The organism is Liquorilactobacillus capillatus DSM 19910, from assembly GCF_001434915.1.
Taxonomy (GTDB): domain Bacteria; phylum Bacillota; class Bacilli; order Lactobacillales; family Lactobacillaceae; genus Liquorilactobacillus; species Liquorilactobacillus capillatus.
Map to the genome: position 1 here is coordinate 41,891 of NZ_AZEF01000006.1, position 19,103 is coordinate 60,993.

Here is a 19,103-nt window from a genome sequence, read left to right on the forward strand (position 1 = left end):
ACAGTGTATTTTTCTAAACTAAAAAGTTGCATCATTTTTTTATATTTGCTATTATGCTTAGGACATAAGAAATGAAGGTGAATTAATGGAAACAAAGTTCGGAATTGGTGAAAAAGTCAAGTGTAAAAAGTTCGGTGCTTTAAACCATGATTTTGTTGGACAGATTGAGAAAGTCTACGAGAATTCTGCAATGGTTTCAATCATTGAACATGATGATTCTGATGAGCTAGCAGTTAGTGATTTTCATAAAAGAGCGATCGTCCGTTTAAAAAGTATGAAAAAGATTTCTTAAAAATGAAGCTGACACATTTGTAGTTTTGTGATATACTACTCTGTGTTGTGCGGGTGTAGTTTAGTGGTAAAATTCCAGCTTCCCAAGCTGATGTCGCGAGTTCGATTCTCGTCACCCGCTTTGTTTTAGAGATAGGTAGCGTCCTATAATGCGGGACGCTTTTATTTTATCTTAACAAGAGTATTTAGTGATTAAAAAGGAAAAATAGTAAGCTGTCGATGTTTAAAGCAAGCCTAGGTTGATGTGAGCTAGGTAACGGATATAACTGAAGCGCGTTTCCTTAAAAGAACTGATTAATTAAATAATTGAGTGGATCGCTGATCAATTAGAGTGGTACCGCGGGAATTATCTCGTCTCTTACATTTTATTTAGTGTAGGGGTTTTTTTGTCGTTAAAATCAAGGAGGAAATTTCATGAATTATAAGGAACTCATTGCAACAGCGTTAGATAATGCGTTAGAAGGACAATTAAAAAAGGAAACAATTATCCAGACGATTGAAAAGCCTAAAAGCCTAGCATTAGGAGATTTTGCTTTCCCAACATTTCCTTTAGCTAAGATTCTGAGAAAAGCACCACAAGTAATTGCGCAGGAGATTGCGGCTAAAATAAGCATTAAAGAGTTTGAAGAAGTTCAAGCAGTGGGACCGTATGTTAACTTCTTTTTAGATAAAAGAAGTTATAGCGACACTATTTTACACCAAATTCTTGCTGAGAGAGCAGCTTATGGTAACCAGGATCTAGGACAGCAAGGAAAAGTTCCAATTGATATGTCCTCACCGAATATTGCTAAGCCAATTTCAATGGGACATCTGCGTTCAACAGTGATTGGGAATTCAATCGCTAAGATCTTAGCTAAAACTAATTATCAGCCTGTAAAAATAAATCATTTGGGTGACTGGGGAACTCAATTTGGAAAACTGATTGAGGCGTATAAGTTATGGGGAAGTGAAGAAGAAGTTAAAGCAGATCCAATTAATAAATTGCTTGAATATTATGTTCGTTTCCATAAAGAAGATGTTGCACACCCAGAACTAGATGATGAAGCTCGTGCATGGTTTAAACGTCTTGAAGATGGAGATGCAGAAGCTATTACTTTATGGAAATGGTTCCGTTCTGAGTCATTAAAATCATTTATGCGTATTTACAATAAGCTTGGAGTTGAATTTGATTCATTCAATGGCGAAGCTTTTTATAACGATAAAATGGACGAAGTGGTTACATTGCTTGAGAAAAAAGGATTACTCCAAGAGAGTCGTGGCGCTCAGATTGTTGATTTAAGCAAATACAATTTAAACCCAGCCTTAATTAAGAAGACTGATGGTGCGACGTTATATATTACGCGTGATTTAGCAGCGGCGATTTATCGGAAAAGAACATATGATTTTAGTCAATCACTTTATGTAGTTGGAAATGAGCAAACCAATCATTTCAAACAACTCAAAGCTGTTTTGAAAGAATTAGGGGAAGATTGGTCAGATGATATTCATCATATTCCATTCGGTTTAATTACCCAAGGAGGAAAGAAACTTTCCACACGTGCTGGCCGGGTGATCTTGCTAGATGAAGTTTTAGATGATGCCGTTGCACTAGCTAAAAAGCAGATTGAAGAGAAGAACCCACAACTTGCTGATAAGGAGTTAGTAGCTAAGCAAGTGGGTGTAGGTGCTGTTATTTTCCATGATCTTAAGAATGAACGAATGAATAATTTTGATTTTGATTTAGAAGAAGTTGTTCGTTTTGAGGGTGAAACGGGACCATATGTCCAGTATGCGCATGCACGTGCAATGAGCATACTGCGTAAGGCTGCTAAACAGGATTTAAATGAGACCAAGTCGGCGGCCTATCAGCTAAATGATGAAGATGCCTGGGAAGTTTTACGTTTGTTAGGCTCATTTTCTGCAATCATCAAGCGTGCGGTGACGGAATATGAACCATCAGTAGTTGCTAAATATTCATTGCACTTAGCTAAATCATTTAATAAGTATTATGCTCATACCAAGGTCTTGACGAGTGATGATCAATTAATTGCTAGAGTAGCACTTGTAAAAAGTGTTGCGGTTGTTTTAAAAGAATCTTTGCGTTTACTGGGGGTTCAAGCTCCGGTTGAAATGTAATCTTTATAATATATGACGGATATTTTTGATAGAAAAATCTGTTATTTTAATGTAAATAGTAAGTGAATAATTAAAATGAAAAGTGTACAGCTGGACTTGAGAACCACTTTAATAAGTTATAAATTTTGTTTAGATTAAGCAGTGACAAAAATTTGTGACTAAGTAAAGTAGGAAGTCCCAACAGCGGTGCACTTTTTTGGTTGACCTAGGATCTGGGAAAGACAATGAAGTTAAAAGGATGAGTTGAATTTATTGTACTCCGGTTACTGAGCGGCAGAGTTACTTATTAGGTAAGTTGCGTAGTTTAGATTAGTATAAAATGAAAACACTTTTAAAACAAAAGAATTTTTATTAAAATTAACTAAATTATTATCGAAAACGGTTTCTTAACTATAATTGTAGTGTAAAATATCAATATAATAAAATTTATTTTTATTCATTTTAATAAATTAATATGAATTATGGAGAATGAGTGAATGATAAGACGACAACAAGCTTTGATAAGTGAAAAACTCGCACAGTTGAGAGTGGGCACTTTGCTGGATGAGCATTCAATTAATGAACTTTTAGCTTTTTGTACTTACAGAGAGTTTGAACATAGAGATAATATGGGTTATCGGCCTGGGGACTTCTCTAAAGTTTATTTGATAGTCCATGGTATTGTTAGTGTAAAAATCAGTAATGAGAAAGGAAAAAATATTCGTTGTTTTTTATTAGGGAAAAATGATTTTTTCCCAATTATTATGTTTGCGGGTAATAATAAGAATAGTATTTTATTCGAGGTTAATACCTGTTCACGTGTTGAGGTATTAATTATGCCATTTGATAAAATAAAAAGTCTGACCAAAAGAAATATAAGAATTCATGAATTACACATTCAAATGAAAGATGAACTGATCGAAGAACGAACTAATCATGCAATCGATCTATCTGCCCCGCAAATGCGGGAACGAGTAGTAGCAGAGCTATTATTTATAGGTGAAAAATTCGGTGAAACGTGTCCAGAAGGACTTAAGGTCAAGGATCACTGGATTACGCGAGAAATGTTGGGGTATCTGGTGGGAACAACTTCTAAGACCGTCAACACGACACTAGCTATATTAGAGCAGAGAGCCTTAATAACATTGTCACGTCATGTCTGGATCTTAAGACCAAAATTTCTTGAAAAATATAGACATATACAGTAATAATTCGTTTAAAGCGACAAGTTTTGCTATAATAACCCTAAAACGGTGCTGAAGAAGGGAATATTATGAAAAAAGAACAAAGGCAAGCTAAGATTGAACAGCTAATTACACAAAATGAGATTGCAACTCAGGACGAATTGATGCAGGCTTTAGCAAGTATGGGTATCAGAGCTACGCAAGCAACTATTTCCCGTGATATTCGGGAAATGAGGATTATTAAGGAGCAGGATACAAATGGTCGTGTCCACTATGTTGTCTTTAAGGGGGATCACCAGTCTGAAGAAGAAAAGCTCTTCGAAAACATTCATGAAATGGTAACAGATATAACCCAAGTCGAGTTTATAAATATAATTCATACTTTACCACGCAATGCCAACGTGTTGACGGCCATTATTGATAATTTGAAACTTAAAGAAGTAGCTGGGACGATGGCAGGATACGATACAATTTTAATTATCAGTAAGTCAAGCGAAGATGCTAAAAATATTAGTGCTTTATTCAAGAAATATATTGATAAAACGATTACTACTGATTGATCTCTTAATTATATGTTAAACTTATTTTTTTTAATTTGATATTTAAGACGATATGCTAAAATGTAGTAAATTATCTACAAAGAGGTTAAACATAAATTATGAAGTATGATTCGTGGATTGATCTTATTAAGAGAAAAATTGGAAGTTTTCTAAAGAAATTAAAAAACTGGCTAAAGCGAAAAATATGGCGGTATCATCTTTGGCGCTGGTTAACAGTTGTTGTTTTGAGTATTTTTTTATGTGTTAGTATATACCTTATTTTTGTTGCTAAAACGGCTAAAGTCGGTGACCTAAAAGCGGAATTAGAGCAATCAACTGAAATTTATGATCATCAAGGTCAAAAGGCTGGATATTTATATTCGCAAAAGGGAACTTGGAAATCGTTGGATGATATTTCACCAAATATACAAAATGCAGTTCTTTCGACAGAAGATCGTAATTTCTATCATGAATACGGCTTTTCCGTTAAGGGCATGGGGCGTGCCGGTGTACTTTACATTAAGAATAAACTATTAGGTCGGGATTATATTAGCGGTGGTGGGAGTACACTAACACAACAGCTTGTAAAGAATGCCTTCTTGTCACAGGAACAGACCTTCTCACGTAAGGCAAAGGAAATCTTTATTTCGATGCAGGTAGAAAATGAATATTCTAAAAAAGAAATACTAACGATGTATCTTAATAATGCATATTTCGGTAATGGTGTCTGGGGTGTGGAAGATGCCGCCCAAAAATATTTTGGTGTTAGTGCTCGACAACTAAGTGTAGCACAAGCTGCAACTTTGGCTGGAATGCTGACTAACCCGAGTGTCTTTAACCCGCTTGATCATCCGCGAAATGCTAAATTACGTCGTAATGTCGTTATTGATCTGATGGCTGACAATAATAAGCTCTCCACAGCACAAGCTGAGGCTTATAAACAGCAAACAATGGTTGTAAATGATGAATATCATTATGAATCAGGATACAAGTATCCTTATTACTTTGATGCTGTAATCAATGAAGCAATAAGCAGGTATGGTCTAACAGAGTCACAGGTGATGAATCGCGGTTATAAAATTTATACATCGCTTAATCAAAATTATCAGACCAGTCTGCAAGAGAGTTTTGCAGATACGAGCTTATTTCCATATGACGCAGAAGATGGGACAAAGGCTCAGGGGGCGTCAGTTGCAATGAATCCACAAACTGGTGGGGTAGCAGCTGTAGTTGGTGGGCGCTCAGGTTCGCATGTTTTTAGAGGTTATAACCGTGGAACTCAATTGGTTAGATCGCCTGGATCAACGATAAAGCCGATTGCTGTGTATGCCCCCGCACTTGAGGCAGGGTATCATTATGATTCACTTTTACAAGATAGGTTTAAGAGCTATGGCACAAATAAGTATACTCCACATAATTGGAATAACGTTTATGCAGGCAAGATTTCAATGTATAAAGCCCTAGCTGAGAGTAAAAATGCAGCGGCTGTATGGCTGTTGAACAAAATTGGTGTTCAAGCAGGCTATGAAATGGTTAAGAAGTTCGGTTTGGAAGTGTCAAAAAACGATAATAATTTAAGTTTAGGGTTAGGTGGATTAACTAAGGGTGAATCTCCTTACGAAATGGCGAGTGCGTATACGGCCTTTGCTAACAAGGGTGTTAAAACAAATGCTCATTTTATTACTAAAATTGTAGATGCCTCGGGAAGGGTAATCGTCGACAATACGGATCCTTCATCTAAACGAATTATTAGTTCAAAAAATGCCAAAGAAATGACTAGCATGATGATGGATGTTTATAATATTGGAACTGGGGTTGATGCAAAGCCGAGCGGTTATACGATTGCAGGTAAAACAGGAAGTACGCAAAGTGCAGATGGAACAACGACTAGTGATAAAGATCACTGGTATGTGGGGTATACTCCAGATGTTGTAGTTGCAACCTGGGTCGGTTTCGATTCAACTAAGCATTCATTGGCTGAAGAGGGAGCACGAGGTGGTTCCGGTTTATTTAAAAATGAGATGGAGGCTATTATCCCAGCAACAAAACAAACATCGTTTGGGGTCAAAAGTGCTTCAAGTAGAGTAGCAGCCGCTGAAAAGAAGAATAGTAATGTCTGGGATAATCTAAAGGATGCTAGTCAGAATATTGGGGACGACGTTTCCAAGTCAACGTCAAATATCAAAAAGAAAGCAACCAATTTATTCGATGCCGGCAAACAAAAAGTTGAGCGTTGGTTTGGCCGATAATTAACTATGGTAGAGTAAAATATAATGTTACAATCAGGGTAGAGCTAATAATGAAATATGAAATGGGGAAAAATCAATGATTAATATTTATGATTCTGCTAATGAATTAGAACAAAATATACGTAAAACTGAGGAATATAAGGAACTGAAAGAGGCTTTTGCAGCAGTGAAAGCTGATGAGGCTTCATACCAAGAGTTTAAAAAGTTTCAAAAAGCTCAGATGGACTTTCAGACTAAACAAATGAAAGGTGAACTAGCTGACAGTGATGTTGACCAAATCAAGAGTTTAGGTGAGAAGATTGAAAAGAAGAAAGTTATTATGACATTGATGGAGAAAGAACGCCAGCTTGCACAAGTTATGGATGAAATTAATAAGATAATGTTTAAACCAGTGAATGAATTATATCAAGACTAGATAGGGCAAAATAAAAGCATATAATAACGTGCAGAATTGAATAATGTGCACTGGGCTTGGACCGCTATCTGACGTTATAATTCCAAATTTTGCTTAAAAAGCACGAATTATTTTTGATGATATAATTCGTGCTTTTTGTGTTCGATGATAAGGTAGAAGACAGTACAAATTATATTGAGAGAGGGCAATAGTAGTGAAGTTCATTCATACGGCAGATTTGCATTTAGATAGTCCCTTTGAGGGCTTAAAAAATATTCCGAATACTTTTTTTAAGCAATTATACACTGCTTCGATGACAGCTTTTACTGAAATCGTAGATGAAGCAATTAAGCAGACAGTTGACTTTGTGCTTATTGCAGGTGATGTCTATGACAATCCGCACCCAGGAGTTGCAGCACAGCTTTTCTTGCAAAAAGAATTTACAAAACTGCAAGAAGCAGGGGTACCTGTTTACATTTGTTTGGGGAATCATGATTATTTAAATCTAGATGAAGGGACGTTTGTTTATCCAGATAATGTTTATGTTTTTCCAAATCAGGTAACCACAAAAAGTTTTTTTGTTGAGAGCCAATCTGTCAGTATAACTAGTTTTAGTTATGGTCGGCAATGGGTTAAAAACCAAACCGAGTCTTTTCCACACAAGGATTTTGAAAAGTGGCATATTGGAATGATTCATGGTGAATGTAGTAATGAATACGAAAAAGTTAGGTATGCTCCTTTTTCAATTTCAGAGTTAAAGAGTAAAAACTATGATTATTGGGCATTAGGGCATATTCATAAAAGAGAAGTCTTGAGTAAAGAACCACCTATTATTTATCCTGGTAATATTCAAGGTAAAAATATTAAGGAGTCTGGGGTTAAGGGATATTATCTTGTTGAAGAAAAAGAAGGGAAGCTTACTCCGCATTTTTGTCCGGTAAATACGATACAATGGTCTGAAATACATTTAAAAATTACTAAAGAAGATACTTTTACAACATTACAAAATAAAGTTGTAGCTGAATTAATGGCAGTAGAAGAGCAAAAGACCTTTGCACGTGCATTAATTATAAGGGTCGTTTTAAAGGTATCTTTTACAATTGAAGCAGGGTTGAAGGAAAGAATTATCAACGGGATGTTTTTACAACAGCTGCAAAATGGTTTTCAAAGTAATAAAAATTTATTTTTATACGAAATTATTTTGAAAAATCTTAAGGTTCAACAAAATAATATTTGGGATATGGAAACAGAGAAAAGGGCTGATAGTCTAGTCTTTCAAGCAAACAATCTCTATCAACTGGCAGATAATCTGGTACAGTACCAATTTATTGAGAAGCACTTTTTACAGTCTGCAACAATAGAAAACATTAAGAATAAGTCAAAAGCTTATCTAGAAACAGAAATGGATGGAGATTAGCTAATGAAAATCATAGCTGTTAAAATTTATGGCTTTGGTAAGTGGAGTAACGTGTCCTTTGATTTACAGCAGAATCTAAAATTTATTTATGGTGATAATGAAGCGGGAAAAACAACCTTACGTACTTTTATAACAAGTATTTTATTTGGATTTGCTACAAAACGGACACCGGTTGAGCAATATTATCCTAAAGATGGTTCAAAATATGGTGGAGCCCTTACAATTGAGAATGATGATGGTCAATTTGTTATCGAACGAGTTAAGGGTAGTCACGGAGGGAAGGTCACATTAACAGAAGTCAAAACAGGGAAACAGTGGCCGGCAAGTTTTCTCGAAAAATGGCTTGGACCAGTAACACTTAAAATTTATAATGAAATTTATTGTTTTGATCAGGATTCATTACATTTAATTGGGTTATTACAACCAGAGGAGCTTGAAAAGAGTCTTTTAAGTGTTGGAACTAGTGGAAGTCAAAAGATTTTTGAAATACAAGCAATAATTCAAAAAAAAGCAGATGAACTGTATAAACCTAGTGGACGAGTGCCACTTTTAAATAAATTATTAAAGCAATATAAGCAAAAGAAGCAAGTGATTAATGAAATTAGAACTAAAACAAGTATCTTTAGTGAAATTAGTCGGGAAATCTTTCAAAAACTAAAGGAAAAGGAGGAACTTGAAGCTCAGATTGCGGATTGTAACACCAAAACTGTCCAGCTACAAAAGGCTAAAAGTCTTTGGCCAACATATGTTCAATATCAAGAACTTAATAATAAAAGAACCGAGCAGTCGGATGCTGTTGAAATAACAGCAGCGAATTATCGTGAAGTTGAGGAAGAGGAATTAACTCTAAATACCGAGAAAAAGATGCTGCAATTAGCAGAAGCTAAGATTGAGACGCTTATTGAGGAAAAACAACGGTTTGAGTCGGCTGACTTAAAATATTATAATCTGCATGAGGAAGAATTTGAGAACCTTTTTCAACTTCTTAATACCGCGAATGGAACTATTCAGCGGTTTAGCCAACTTAAACAGCAACTTGATTATTTACAGCAAGAGCAAGATCAGCTGGCTGAGAAGATGAATTGGCACGCAGAAACTTTGCAGGCTTTTTCTAAATTGAATATGCAACGTTTACTTTTACTTTTAGAACAAGATAAATCTGCTGAAAAGCGAGAAAATATAGGTGCTCAACCACTGACACGAAGAAAGACTACAGATAAAGCAGTAACGATACCGCGAGAAGGGCCTGCATTTTTTCTAGAAGGAGGCTTAGCAATAATTTTCTTGCTAGGATTAATGTTGTTGTCAAACGGGAGCTTAAAACTTATAATGGCAGCGGGGCTAATGATAACGGGGCTGTTGTTGTATATACAGTTAGTGCATAAAACACCAGAGCGTAAGAAAGAAATTCCAAGAGCAGATAATATTAATACCGCGGAAATAACTTCAATGTTAACAGTTGCTGGTAGTAAGTTGCCGCTAACAAGTCTGCGAACTGAACAAGCTGAATTACGTCAGTGGTTAGAGTTAACAGCTAAGATCAGATCAAATAAAAATGATTTACAAGAAACTAAAAAGCAACTGGCTATGATTATGCATCAAACGATTTTTGGTGAAGAAGAATTGAAACTTTCAGCTGATACTTTACAACGAATAGAACAAGTGCAAGCATTTCGGAGGAAGGTAGCACCTTTAGCTCGTAAACAGCGGGAACACGCACATTTGATAGATTACTATGAGCAAGAAAAGAGAAAGAGACTTGCTCAAGTTACCCAGATAACTGAGCAAATAAAAAAGACGATAGCATTGACAGGCTGTCGAGATATAACCATCTTTAAAAAAAGGTATGCAATGCAGCAGGAGCAGCTAAGTGATAAAATTAAATTTACTAGTTTAGAAGGTCAATTGGATAAATCAATGTTAGCAATTTTAGAAGCTATACCCAATCAGACTGATTTAGAACTTAAGTGCCAGCAACAAGAGCAGAAACAAATAACTCTTCAAGAACAGCTAAGAAAGATCATTACCACTGTAACTGAACAGCGGGTACGGTTAGAACAACTAGGACAGTATGATCAACTACCGCTTTTAGAGCAGGAATTAACTAATCTTCAAACGGAGATTATCGAACAAGCTGAAGATTGGGTTGCATTTAACGCGGCAAAACAATGGCTTAAGCGTATTTTAGAATTATCCACTCAAAGTAGTTTACCGGATGTAATTCAACTGGCACAACAATACTTTTCATATTTAACTGGAAAGCATTTCGAAAAAATAATACTTTCAAAAGGGCGTCTTAAGCTGATTAACAGAGAACAAGTTGCTTATGAAGTGGGTGAACTATCACGAGCGACTACTGAACAACTGTATATAGCGCTACGCTTTGCTTTTATTGTTAAGTTAAATAAGAAATATCGCTTACCGTTGATGATAGACGATGCCCTGGTGAACTTTGATAAATATCGAAAAGAAGCTATGATAGCTTTACTGCGGAAAATTAGTAAAGAAACACAAGTTTTATGTTTTACAATCGATATTGAGACAATTTATGATAAGGTTAGTGAAGAAGAAATTTTAATGATCGGTTAGGAATGGAGAGGCAGGAGTAGGAATGAAGGAAAAAAAGATCTATGATTATATTATTGATGAAAACATGGAATTGTTCGTTCTCATTAAATCAGCTGATGTGAGACTGGCTAAAAATGGTAAGAAGTTTATTGCGTTTAATTTTTCTGATAGTTCAGGAGAAATCAGTGCTAAGTTTTGGGATGCGTCAGAAGAAGATATAGCCAACTTTAAACCAGGTAAAATTATTCTCTTAAAAGGGAAAAGAGAGGTCTATCAGAATAATCCACAAATAAAAATTTATCATATCCGACTGGTTTCTGCAGAAGAAGGACTGAAGCCAGAAGACTTTGTTAAAAAAGCACCTCTTTCAAAAGATGATATGGAGAAGGAGTTTAATCAAGCACTTTTTGAGATCACAAATCCAAGTTGGAACCGAGTCGTAAGGTTCTTATTGCATAAATATCATGATCAGTTTTTTAGTTTCCCAGCTGCTAAAAAAAACCATCATGCTTTTGATGGTGGGCTGGCTTTCCACACATTATCAATGTTGCGTTTAGCACATACGATTGCTAAACAGTATGCGGATATAATTAACGCACCTTTACTATATGCTGGTGCAATTCTTCATGATCTTGGGAAAACGATTGAACTTTCAGGTCCAATCGCGACGAAGTATACACTTGAAGGTAATTTGATTGGTCACATTGTTTTAGTTGACGAGGAGATTGTTAAGGCTTGTCAGCAGTTAAAGATTGATCTGGCTAGTGAAGATATGATTTTATTGCGGCATATGATTCTTGCACATCATGGTTTATTAGAATATGGTTCTCCAGTTCGACCACACTTGCTTGAAGCAGAAGTTTTACATCAAATTGATGAGCTTGATGCTTCAATACAAATGCTCCGCGGAACATTAGCACACACAGAGCCAGGAAATTTCTCAGAACGTATTTTTGGTATGGATGGGCGTAATTTTTATCGCCCACAAGAAAAGGTCCAATCTGATGAAATAATAAAAGATTAAGATGAACAGGGGGCACGTGGTCTCGTCTTTTTAGTAAGTAAGCATAGCTAACACTTACTAGGAGAAATAGGAAAGTATAAACCACGAAATTATTACAAACTTAAAAGGCTAGGTCAAAATGAAGTATTTCATTTTGACCTAGCCTTTTAAATTATCTATTTTTAATTACTTGAACTTGATGTTGAAAGGTAATTAGAGAGAACATCTTTCAAGTCTTTATCCTTGATTGAAACGTTGCCTTTCTTCAAGACTTTAGAAACAATACTCTGAAGTGAAGAAGAATTATTCATCTTATTATCAATGATTTGTGTTTTCAATTCAGCAGTATGATCAGACATCTTGCCTTTAGCAGGTTTTTTAACGGATTTGATAACATGGTAACCATAACTTGTTTTAACAGGTTCTTTTGTATACTCACCTTGTTTCAATGCAAAAGCAGCTTTTTTGAAAGTTGAATCTAAAGAAGTATCTGTATTGTCGAAAGCTGAGAGCTGACCGCCCTTGGATTTAGATGCAGTATCTGTTGAATACTGTTTAGCAAGCTTAGTGAAATCTCCACCGCTTTGTAATTTTTTAATAATTTCTTGAGCAGTAGCCTTTTTAGCTACGAGAATGTGAGCAACAGTCGTTTTAGGCTCATATGATTTCCATTGCTTTTCAAGTTGTTTATTAGTGATTTTAGTGTTTGCTTTAACGGCTTCACGTAATAGCAAACTTGAACGAATTTGTTTTTTTAAACTAGATTTCGTCATACCATTTTGTGAAAGAACAGAACTAAATGATGAACCATACTGATCTTTATAATCATCGAACTGTTTAGTAACCTTCTTATCAGAAACTTTATCACCATACTGTTTTTCAAGAACTTTATCTAAAATCATCTGCTGTAGAATTTGTTTACCAGATGAGGTTTTTTTCATACTATTATAATACTCACTTTCAGTAATCTTACCACCCGAAGTTGTCGCAACAGTTTTTGAACATGCTGCGAGACTCATTGTCATAAGTACTCCTGCAATACCAAGAACCCATTTTTTCATTATCTAAAACACATCCTATTCATAATTTTTCTTCGTATACCTATAGAAAAAAAGTATACAAACTAACGTTAATAACTATAACACAAACGCAATAAAAGATTGGATAAAATGAAAAAGTTTAACGAAACTTCAGCTTTTATCCAATCTCAAATAAAAATAAGCGCTCTAACAGCTTGGCTATGAATGTTCTTTCTCTAACTTATCGAGATGAGGCTTGATTAGAAATTGAAATTCAGAAATCTCATCTGCTAGTTCATCTAAAATAGGGGAGTACTTGTCAACATCGTGCATGAGGCGTTTTAGATTAGCAGAAACATCCTCGGTTTTTTCAATAACTGCTGTAAGATTGTCCTTTAGCTCAGTTGAACGTTCCTTTGTTTGTTGCAGTTTATACAGCAGTTGATGCCGTGAATAGTATGCTGCAACACCAGTACTGATAACTAAGCCGAGTAGCTTTACTTTTGTACTTGTTTTCAAGACACTGTCACTCCTTAAGTTGTTCTTTTATTTGAGCAGCAATTTCAGTTAATTGTTCCTGACTGTATTTATTTGAATTATCTGCAAAGACCATTTTGAAATCATCCCTTTTAGAATAACGTGGAATGAGATGGAAATGGGAGTGAAAAACAGATTGATATGCGACAGCGCCATTATTATTAACGACATTCATTCCCACGATTGAGTCATCGCTAGCTTTTATAGCTCGTGCAATTTTAGGGATACGTGTAAAAACATCTGCAGCTAAACTTGTGTCATATTCAAAAAGATCAGCAACGTGTTTTTTAGGGATAACCAGAGTGTGTCCCGGCGTAGTCTGTGAAATATCTAGGAAAGCTTTAACACATTCATCTTCGTAGACTGTAGTGCTGGGGATTTCACCAGTAATAATTTTACAAAAAATACAATTTTCCATACTTATGACCTTCTTTCAAACATCTTCACAGTAAGTATACACTATCTCAGGCTGCTGAGGCTTCCTTTTAAACTAGTGGATTAAAAAAATATGCTATAATATCTCTAAGAAAAAAGCTGAAAGGAACAGAGAGCATAATGACATTAAAAGTTAGTAATTTAGTTGGAGGTTATTCCCAAATACCGGTTTTAAAAAATGTCTCTTTTGAAGTACACACAGGCCAGGTTGTGGGGTTGATAGGGTTAAACGGTGCAGGAAAGTCAACAACGATTAATCATGTTATTGGCTTATTAACACCACAAAGTGGAAAAATTACGATTGATGGGATAACTCTTCAAGAAAATCCGGAAAGTTATAAAAGTAAAATCGCTTATATTCCTGAAATACCTGTTTTATATCAGGAGTTAACTTTGAAAGAACATATCGATTTGACGATTATGGCTTATAATTTAGAAAGAGAAAAAGCTTGGGTACGAGCACAAAGACTACTTAAAACATTTAGATTAGCTAACAAATTAGAATGGTTCCCAGCTAATTTCTCCAAGGGTATGAAGCAAAAGGTAATGATCGTTTGTGCTTTTTTAACAGAGGCGAAACTATATGTCATTGATGAACCATTCTTGGGGTTGGATCCATTGGCAACTAGAGATTTGTTAAATCTAATTGAAAGTGAACGGCAACGAGGGGCGGCAGTATTAATGTCAACTCATGTTTTAAGTACAGCGCAAGAATATTGTAACTACTTTGTCCTTTTACACCAAGGAAAAGTGAGAATACAGGGAACATTTGCGGAATTAAGAGAGGCCTATCAAAATCAGCAAGCTGATTTAACTGAAATTTATTTGGGATTAACACAGGAAGTGACTGAACATGAATGATTTATGGAGCGTACGTTTAAAGAAATACCAGCAGATACTGCTGCGTTACTCAAAGTTTGTCTTAAATGACCATTTTGTACTTGCATTGTTGTTTTTTACTGGTGGGTTGGGGCTAGGCTATTCCAATTTTCTTAAGTCATTGCCTAGTACGATAGTTTGGTGGAGCAGACCTTTAATAGTCATTATTCTGGTTCTTGTGCTCCAGCTTGGAAGTCTAGTTTCTCTTTTAGAGAAGCCCGATACAGTTTTTTTACTACCTCTTGAAAATAAAATGTTTTTCTTCCTTAAATATGCTTTCAGATATTCCTTCTCAGCCGGAGTTATAATACAGTCACTTTGTTTTTTGGTGGCAGTACCCTTTTTAGGACGAGGAATCCATCTAACCATCATAGAAATTTTCTTACTTTGGCTAACACAGCTATTGTTAAAGGCACTTTACCTTGAGCGGCTGCTTCTTAGTGGTTATAACGATTATTTTGATCGTTGGTGGATCAAATTACTTTTTGAATTTATTGGGCCGCTGGTAGTTCTTTTAGTGGCAGTTTATCTCAGCGGATGGGTGGCATTGTTAGTTGTATTTAGCACATTAATAGTAGTGCATTGGCAGCTTAGAAAAGCAGTGGTTCACTATGTCTTCCGTTGGAATAGAATGTTGCAACTTGAGGATCACCGGTTGCGCAGCCTTTATCGCTTTATCAATCTTTTTACAGATGTGCCCCAGATTAAGGGAAAGGTTTATCGTTTTAAATTACTTGATACTTATTTACCGCAAATAAAAACACCAAAAAATATTTTCAAGTTTTTATACTGGCGATCATTAGTTAGAAAAGGTGAATATAGCAGTTTATATTTAAGGTTGACCTTACTTGGATGCACTATCCTAATGTTTATATCAAATAGTATTTTAGCCCTTCTTTTGACAGCTTTATTTCTCTATTTAATCGGTTTCCAATTATTCCCCCTTTATCATGATTATGATGATATTGTTTTTATGCATATCTACCCTCTGCAAGAGGGTAAACAACTTATTAATTTTAGACAAGTTCTGCGGACCTTACTGGTCATAACAAGTATTTTCTTATTTGGAGCTAGCATAATTGCTGGTCATTCTATCGTGGAGCTGTTAGAAATAGCAGGAATAATAATTTTAATGATAGTCTTCCTAACGGGTAACTTCTTGACAAAACGTGCAGTAAAAAATACTTGACACTTAGTGGATGAGTTTGTAGACTTATACTAGTTAGGTATCGTATAGAGGAGACTGACCAATATGGATTTCAGACTGGATGACGGTTGGCAGATCCATCCAATTGGCGGCAACACTGGTATGGCATATGTGGGGACGAAAGAGCAGGAAAAGCTTTTTATAAAGCGAAATACTTCGCCTTTTTTAGCAGCTCTTTCATTAGAAGAGATAACCCCACGGCTAGTATGGACCCGGCATATTTCAACAGGGGATACATTAACAGCTCAGGAGTGGCTTAACGGTCGGTGTTTGACTCGCGAGGAAATGAAAGATAAGCGAGTTACAGGACTGTTGCGGCGGGTACATGATTCTAATGTACTTAAGAAAATGCTGCTTCAAGTTGGGGGCTGTTATGTTTTCCCTGAGGATTTGCTAGCAGATTACTTTCGGGGGTTAAGCAGTTCTTTAAGGCAACACCCGTTACTAAAAGATGTCGCTAATAGGTTAAGATCACATCAACCAAAGTTTGCTCACCAAGACTATCGTGTTTGTCATGGTGATTTGAATCATAAAAATTGGTTATTATCAGATTCAAATCGTTTGTATTTAGTTGATTGGGAATCGGCTACTTTAGCTGACCCAGCTATGGATTTGAGTATGTTAATGTGTCAGTATGTCCCACGTAAGGATTGGAAAAAATGGTTGATGGTTAATTTTGAAAAGGATTTAACAGATTCTTTTCAACAGCGTATAACATGGTATTGTATGTTGAATTTATTATTATCAATCAAGCATCAGTGCGAGCGTGGTCATTTCATGGAAATGAACCAAGACATCTTAAAGCTTGCTGACATATCAAAAGAACAGGGATTTATCTAAGCTTTTAAGCAGATTTATCTCCTAGTTAAATTAAGAGTTTTAATGTTATAGTAGGCTGAAACAAACTATTTTTGTTCCGGCTTTTTTATTTTTAAGTAATTAAGTTATAGGAGGTAAGTTATGCGTTTACGCAATAAGCCTTGGGCAAAGCCTTTAATTGAGGCCAACCCACAGTTTATTACCACCAGCCCTCAAGATTACCGCGGTAGGTGGAATAAACGTTTTGGTAATAATGCTCCACTGCATATTGAAATCGGGATGGGTAAAGGTCAGTTTATTATTGAAATGGCCCAAAAGTATCCAGAATGGAATTTTATCGGGATTGAGATCCAAACTTCCGTAGCTGCGGTTGTTTTGAAAAAGCAGCTTGCACTACAACTAGACAATCTACAGTTGATTTGTGCAAATGGAAGTGGTATCAGTGAATACTTTGAAGATGGAGAAGCAGCTACTATCTATCTAAACTTTTCAGACCCATGGCCTAAAAAAAGACAAGCTAAACGGAGATTAACTTATCCAACTTTTCTAAAACAATATCAAGAAGTATTAAAAAAAGATGGTCATCTGGAGTTTAAAACAGATAACCAAAAGTTGTTTGAATACTCCTTGAAGAGTATGAATAATTTTGGGATGATTTTTGATAATATTTCATTAGATTTACACAAAAGTGAAGAAGCCATAGACAATGTTATGACTGAATATGAGAAAAAGTTCAGTCAAAGAGGGCAAGTTATCTATAAATTAGCTGCTCATTTTTAAACTATATAATTCAAAGGCGTTTTAGATCGATTACACCACCAGTTTTAGCATCAGCCCAAAAGCGATACTGAATAAGTTGATGGTCTTCAAAACGTGAGATACCGCCACAGTAAACATCGGTTTTAAGGGCGAATTTTTGAAATGGCTGAGTAAAGGTGTTGATCCATGCACCTTGAATAGGTATTTCTTTTTGAAAGGCAGTTTTAACTTTTTTTAATATTTTTTGTGGAGTAGCTTTCTTTTTCTGGCGCGTAAGTTTATTTATGTAAATACTGGTAGTAAAGCCGAATAACATTCCTAAAGTCAGCGGTAAGCTAAATGCTTGAAAAGTTTTCATTTCTCTTCTCCTGAAATTATTTTTTATGACTAGAGTATAGCACCAACAATGCTGAAAAAAAACGTTTACGATTGCATAATCTAAACAAAGGATTTTTTTTAATTTTAAAACACTGTATAATCATAAACATAGTATAAATTAGTAATTTTTTAAGGAGGATACTATGCAAAACTTAGAAAAAATGGACGTCAAAGAGTTAGAAGTAAAGTTGAGTAAAGGAACCTACGTACTATTCTTCACGGCAGACTGGTGTCCAGATTGTCGGTTTATTAAACCTGTAATGCCACAATTAGAAGAAGAATATAAGGATTATACTTTTATTCAGGTTGATCGTGATGAAAATATTGACTTATGCCAATCACTGGGGATTATGGGAATTCCAAGTTTTGTTGTTTATCGCGATGGAAAAGAAATTGACCGTTTTGTTAATAAAGATCGAAAAACAAAGGAACAGGTAGAAAGTTTCTTGAATCGGATCGACTAAATAGATTATTTTGTTTTACTGTAAAAAAATAATAAATGTTAGCTGATCTAGATAAAACTAAGATAGTTTTTAAATGGGTTAACTTATTGAAGCAGTTTAAAACATACTTAAGTAATAAGGTACTATTTAGGTTGCAGTAAGAAGGAGAAGAAAAAGTTAAATGGTGATTGCAAGTTATAATCCTAATGTTTGGGGGGATATCCTCGTTACAGTTGTTCATGCAGATGCAAAACAACAGAAGGTTGAAAAAAGGGGAAAAATTATTTGTATTAAAAATGCAGATGATGGAACTATACTAGGCTTTAATTTTTTAGATGCATCTAAGATGGTCAAGGGATTAGCTGGTCAAGGACAAGTAATATTAAATGGCGAACAGCTTATGGCATTAAATAGTATTTTGATGAAAGCCGGTTTTGAGTATAAACTTATTGCTGACGAGGCACCTAAGTTTGTAGTCGGTTTTGTGGAAGAACTAAGTAAACATCCCAACTCAGATCATTTGCATATTACCAAGACAAGAGTTGATAATGGCGAACTTTTGCAGATTGTATGTGGAGCGCCCAATATTGCACAGGGACAACTGGTAGTTGTCGCTAAAAACGGTGCTTTTATGCCAGATGGACAGGTTATTTGGCCTGGGGAATTACGAGGAGTAAAAAGTGATGGGATGATTTGTTCAGCAAGAGAACTGAATCTACCTAATGCTCCAGCTAAAAAAGGAATTTTGGTCCTTGATCCTGATAAATACACTACAGGTTTAGAATTTAATTTAAGAAATTAGGATATTTTGTGAGTACAAAAGATAGAATATGTTTTCTATGATAGAATGGGCTAGTAGAGATGATAAAACATTGATACTAGCCCAAT

Annotated in this window: 19 protein-coding genes and 1 tRNA gene; 16 read left to right on the forward strand and 4 right to left on the reverse strand. The window is 35.4% G+C overall.

Annotation, left to right across the window (positions count from 1 at the left end):
- Positions 1-85 precede the first annotated feature (85 nt).
- The 10 genes from FC81_RS00870 to FC81_RS00915 all read left to right on the forward strand — a co-directional run bounded on the left by FC81_RS00870 (position 86) and on the right by FC81_RS00915 (position 11,760).
- A complete protein-coding gene (locus tag FC81_RS00870) occupies positions 86-292 on the forward strand; it encodes a hypothetical protein (protein ID WP_057742054.1) in 207 nt (68 codons plus the stop codon).
- 49 nt (positions 293-341) lie between these two features.
- Positions 342-412, forward strand: a tRNA-Gly gene (locus FC81_RS00875).
- Positions 413-705: 293 nt separating this feature from the next.
- Positions 706-2,406, forward strand: coding sequence for an arginine--tRNA ligase (gene argS / locus FC81_RS00880; protein WP_057742056.1), 1,701 nt, complete (start codon positions 706-708; stop codon positions 2,404-2,406).
- Between the two features lie 476 nt (positions 2,407-2,882).
- The gene (locus FC81_RS00885) at positions 2,883-3,593 is read left to right on the forward strand and encodes a Crp/Fnr family transcriptional regulator (protein WP_057742059.1); all 711 of its coding nucleotides are present in this window, start codon (positions 2,883-2,885) and stop codon (positions 3,591-3,593) included.
- A 65-nt stretch (positions 3,594-3,658) separates the two neighbouring features.
- Positions 3,659-4,129, forward strand: a complete 471-nt coding sequence (locus FC81_RS00890; protein ID WP_057742062.1) for an arginine repressor — start codon at positions 3,659-3,661, stop codon at positions 4,127-4,129.
- A gap of 98 nt (positions 4,130-4,227) precedes the next feature.
- Positions 4,228-6,357, forward strand: coding sequence for a PBP1A family penicillin-binding protein (locus FC81_RS00895; protein ID WP_057742064.1), 2,130 nt, complete (start codon positions 4,228-4,230; stop codon positions 6,355-6,357).
- Between the two features lie 76 nt (positions 6,358-6,433).
- The gene (locus FC81_RS00900; RefSeq protein ID WP_057742067.1) at positions 6,434-6,772 is read left to right on the forward strand and encodes a YlbF family regulator; all 339 of its coding nucleotides are present in this window, start codon (positions 6,434-6,436) and stop codon (positions 6,770-6,772) included.
- 193 nt (positions 6,773-6,965) lie between these two features.
- On the forward strand, positions 6,966-8,168 hold the full coding sequence (locus tag FC81_RS00905) for a metallophosphoesterase family protein (protein WP_057742069.1): 1,203 nt from the start codon (positions 6,966-6,968) through the stop codon (positions 8,166-8,168).
- Positions 8,169-8,171: 3 nt separating this feature from the next.
- On the forward strand, positions 8,172-10,757 hold the full coding sequence (locus FC81_RS00910; RefSeq protein WP_057742072.1) for an ATP-binding protein: 2,586 nt from the start codon (positions 8,172-8,174) through the stop codon (positions 10,755-10,757).
- Between the two features lie 22 nt (positions 10,758-10,779).
- On the forward strand, positions 10,780-11,760 hold the full coding sequence (locus FC81_RS00915) for a 3'-5' exoribonuclease YhaM family protein (RefSeq protein WP_057742075.1): 981 nt from the start codon (positions 10,780-10,782) through the stop codon (positions 11,758-11,760).
- Between the two features lie 161 nt (positions 11,761-11,921).
- Here FC81_RS00915 and FC81_RS00920 read toward each other — a convergent pair whose 3' ends face one another.
- From FC81_RS00920 to FC81_RS00930, 3 genes are all read right to left on the reverse strand, one after another.
- A complete protein-coding gene (locus FC81_RS00920; protein ID WP_057742078.1) occupies positions 11,922-12,800 on the reverse strand; it encodes a peptidylprolyl isomerase PrsA in 879 nt (292 codons plus the stop codon).
- A gap of 177 nt (positions 12,801-12,977) precedes the next feature.
- Positions 12,978-13,277, reverse strand: coding sequence for a hypothetical protein (locus tag FC81_RS00925; RefSeq protein ID WP_057742081.1), 300 nt, complete (start codon positions 13,275-13,277; stop codon positions 12,978-12,980).
- A 7-nt stretch (positions 13,278-13,284) separates the two neighbouring features.
- Positions 13,285-13,713 (reverse strand): HIT family protein, encoded by a 429-nt coding sequence (locus FC81_RS00930; RefSeq protein ID WP_057742084.1) that lies wholly within the window; start codon positions 13,711-13,713, stop codon positions 13,285-13,287.
- Positions 13,714-13,850: 137 nt separating this feature from the next.
- Between FC81_RS00930 and FC81_RS00935 the strand changes: the two genes are divergently transcribed.
- From FC81_RS00935 to trmB, 4 genes are all read left to right on the forward strand, one after another.
- Complete coding sequence (locus FC81_RS00935; RefSeq protein ID WP_057742087.1) at positions 13,851-14,591, forward strand: ABC transporter ATP-binding protein; 741 nt, start codon at positions 13,851-13,853, stop codon at positions 14,589-14,591.
- Positions 14,584-15,798: an ABC transporter permease gene (locus FC81_RS00940; protein ID WP_057742090.1), complete on the forward strand. Its 1,215-nt coding sequence runs from the start codon at positions 14,584-14,586 to the stop codon at positions 15,796-15,798. The genes FC81_RS00935 and FC81_RS00940 overlap by 8 nt, the downstream gene beginning before the upstream one ends.
- A 63-nt stretch (positions 15,799-15,861) precedes the next feature.
- Positions 15,862-16,656 carry a phosphotransferase family protein gene (locus FC81_RS00945; RefSeq protein WP_057742092.1) on the forward strand — a complete coding sequence of 265 codons (795 nt, stop codon included), beginning with the start codon at positions 15,862-15,864 and terminating at the stop codon, positions 16,654-16,656.
- Positions 16,657-16,776: 120 nt separating this feature from the next.
- On the forward strand, positions 16,777-17,415 hold the full coding sequence (trmB, locus tag FC81_RS00950; protein WP_057742095.1) for a tRNA (guanosine(46)-N7)-methyltransferase TrmB: 639 nt from the start codon (positions 16,777-16,779) through the stop codon (positions 17,413-17,415).
- 10 nt (positions 17,416-17,425) lie between these two features.
- Here the strand turns inward: trmB and FC81_RS00955 are convergent, their stop codons facing one another.
- Entirely contained in the window at positions 17,426-17,752 is a 327-nt protein-coding gene (locus FC81_RS00955; RefSeq protein ID WP_057742097.1) for a hypothetical protein, read from the reverse strand.
- A gap of 163 nt (positions 17,753-17,915) precedes the next feature.
- Between FC81_RS00955 and FC81_RS00960 the strand changes: the two genes are divergently transcribed.
- Both FC81_RS00960 and ytpR read left to right on the forward strand, forming a co-directional pair.
- On the forward strand, positions 17,916-18,236 hold the full coding sequence (locus FC81_RS00960) for a thioredoxin family protein (RefSeq protein WP_057742100.1): 321 nt from the start codon (positions 17,916-17,918) through the stop codon (positions 18,234-18,236).
- A 160-nt stretch (positions 18,237-18,396) separates the two neighbouring features.
- Positions 18,397-19,017, forward strand: a complete 621-nt coding sequence (ytpR, locus tag FC81_RS00965; RefSeq protein ID WP_057742103.1) for a YtpR family tRNA-binding protein — start codon at positions 18,397-18,399, stop codon at positions 19,015-19,017.
- The last annotated feature ends 86 nt before the right edge of the window (positions 19,018-19,103 follow it).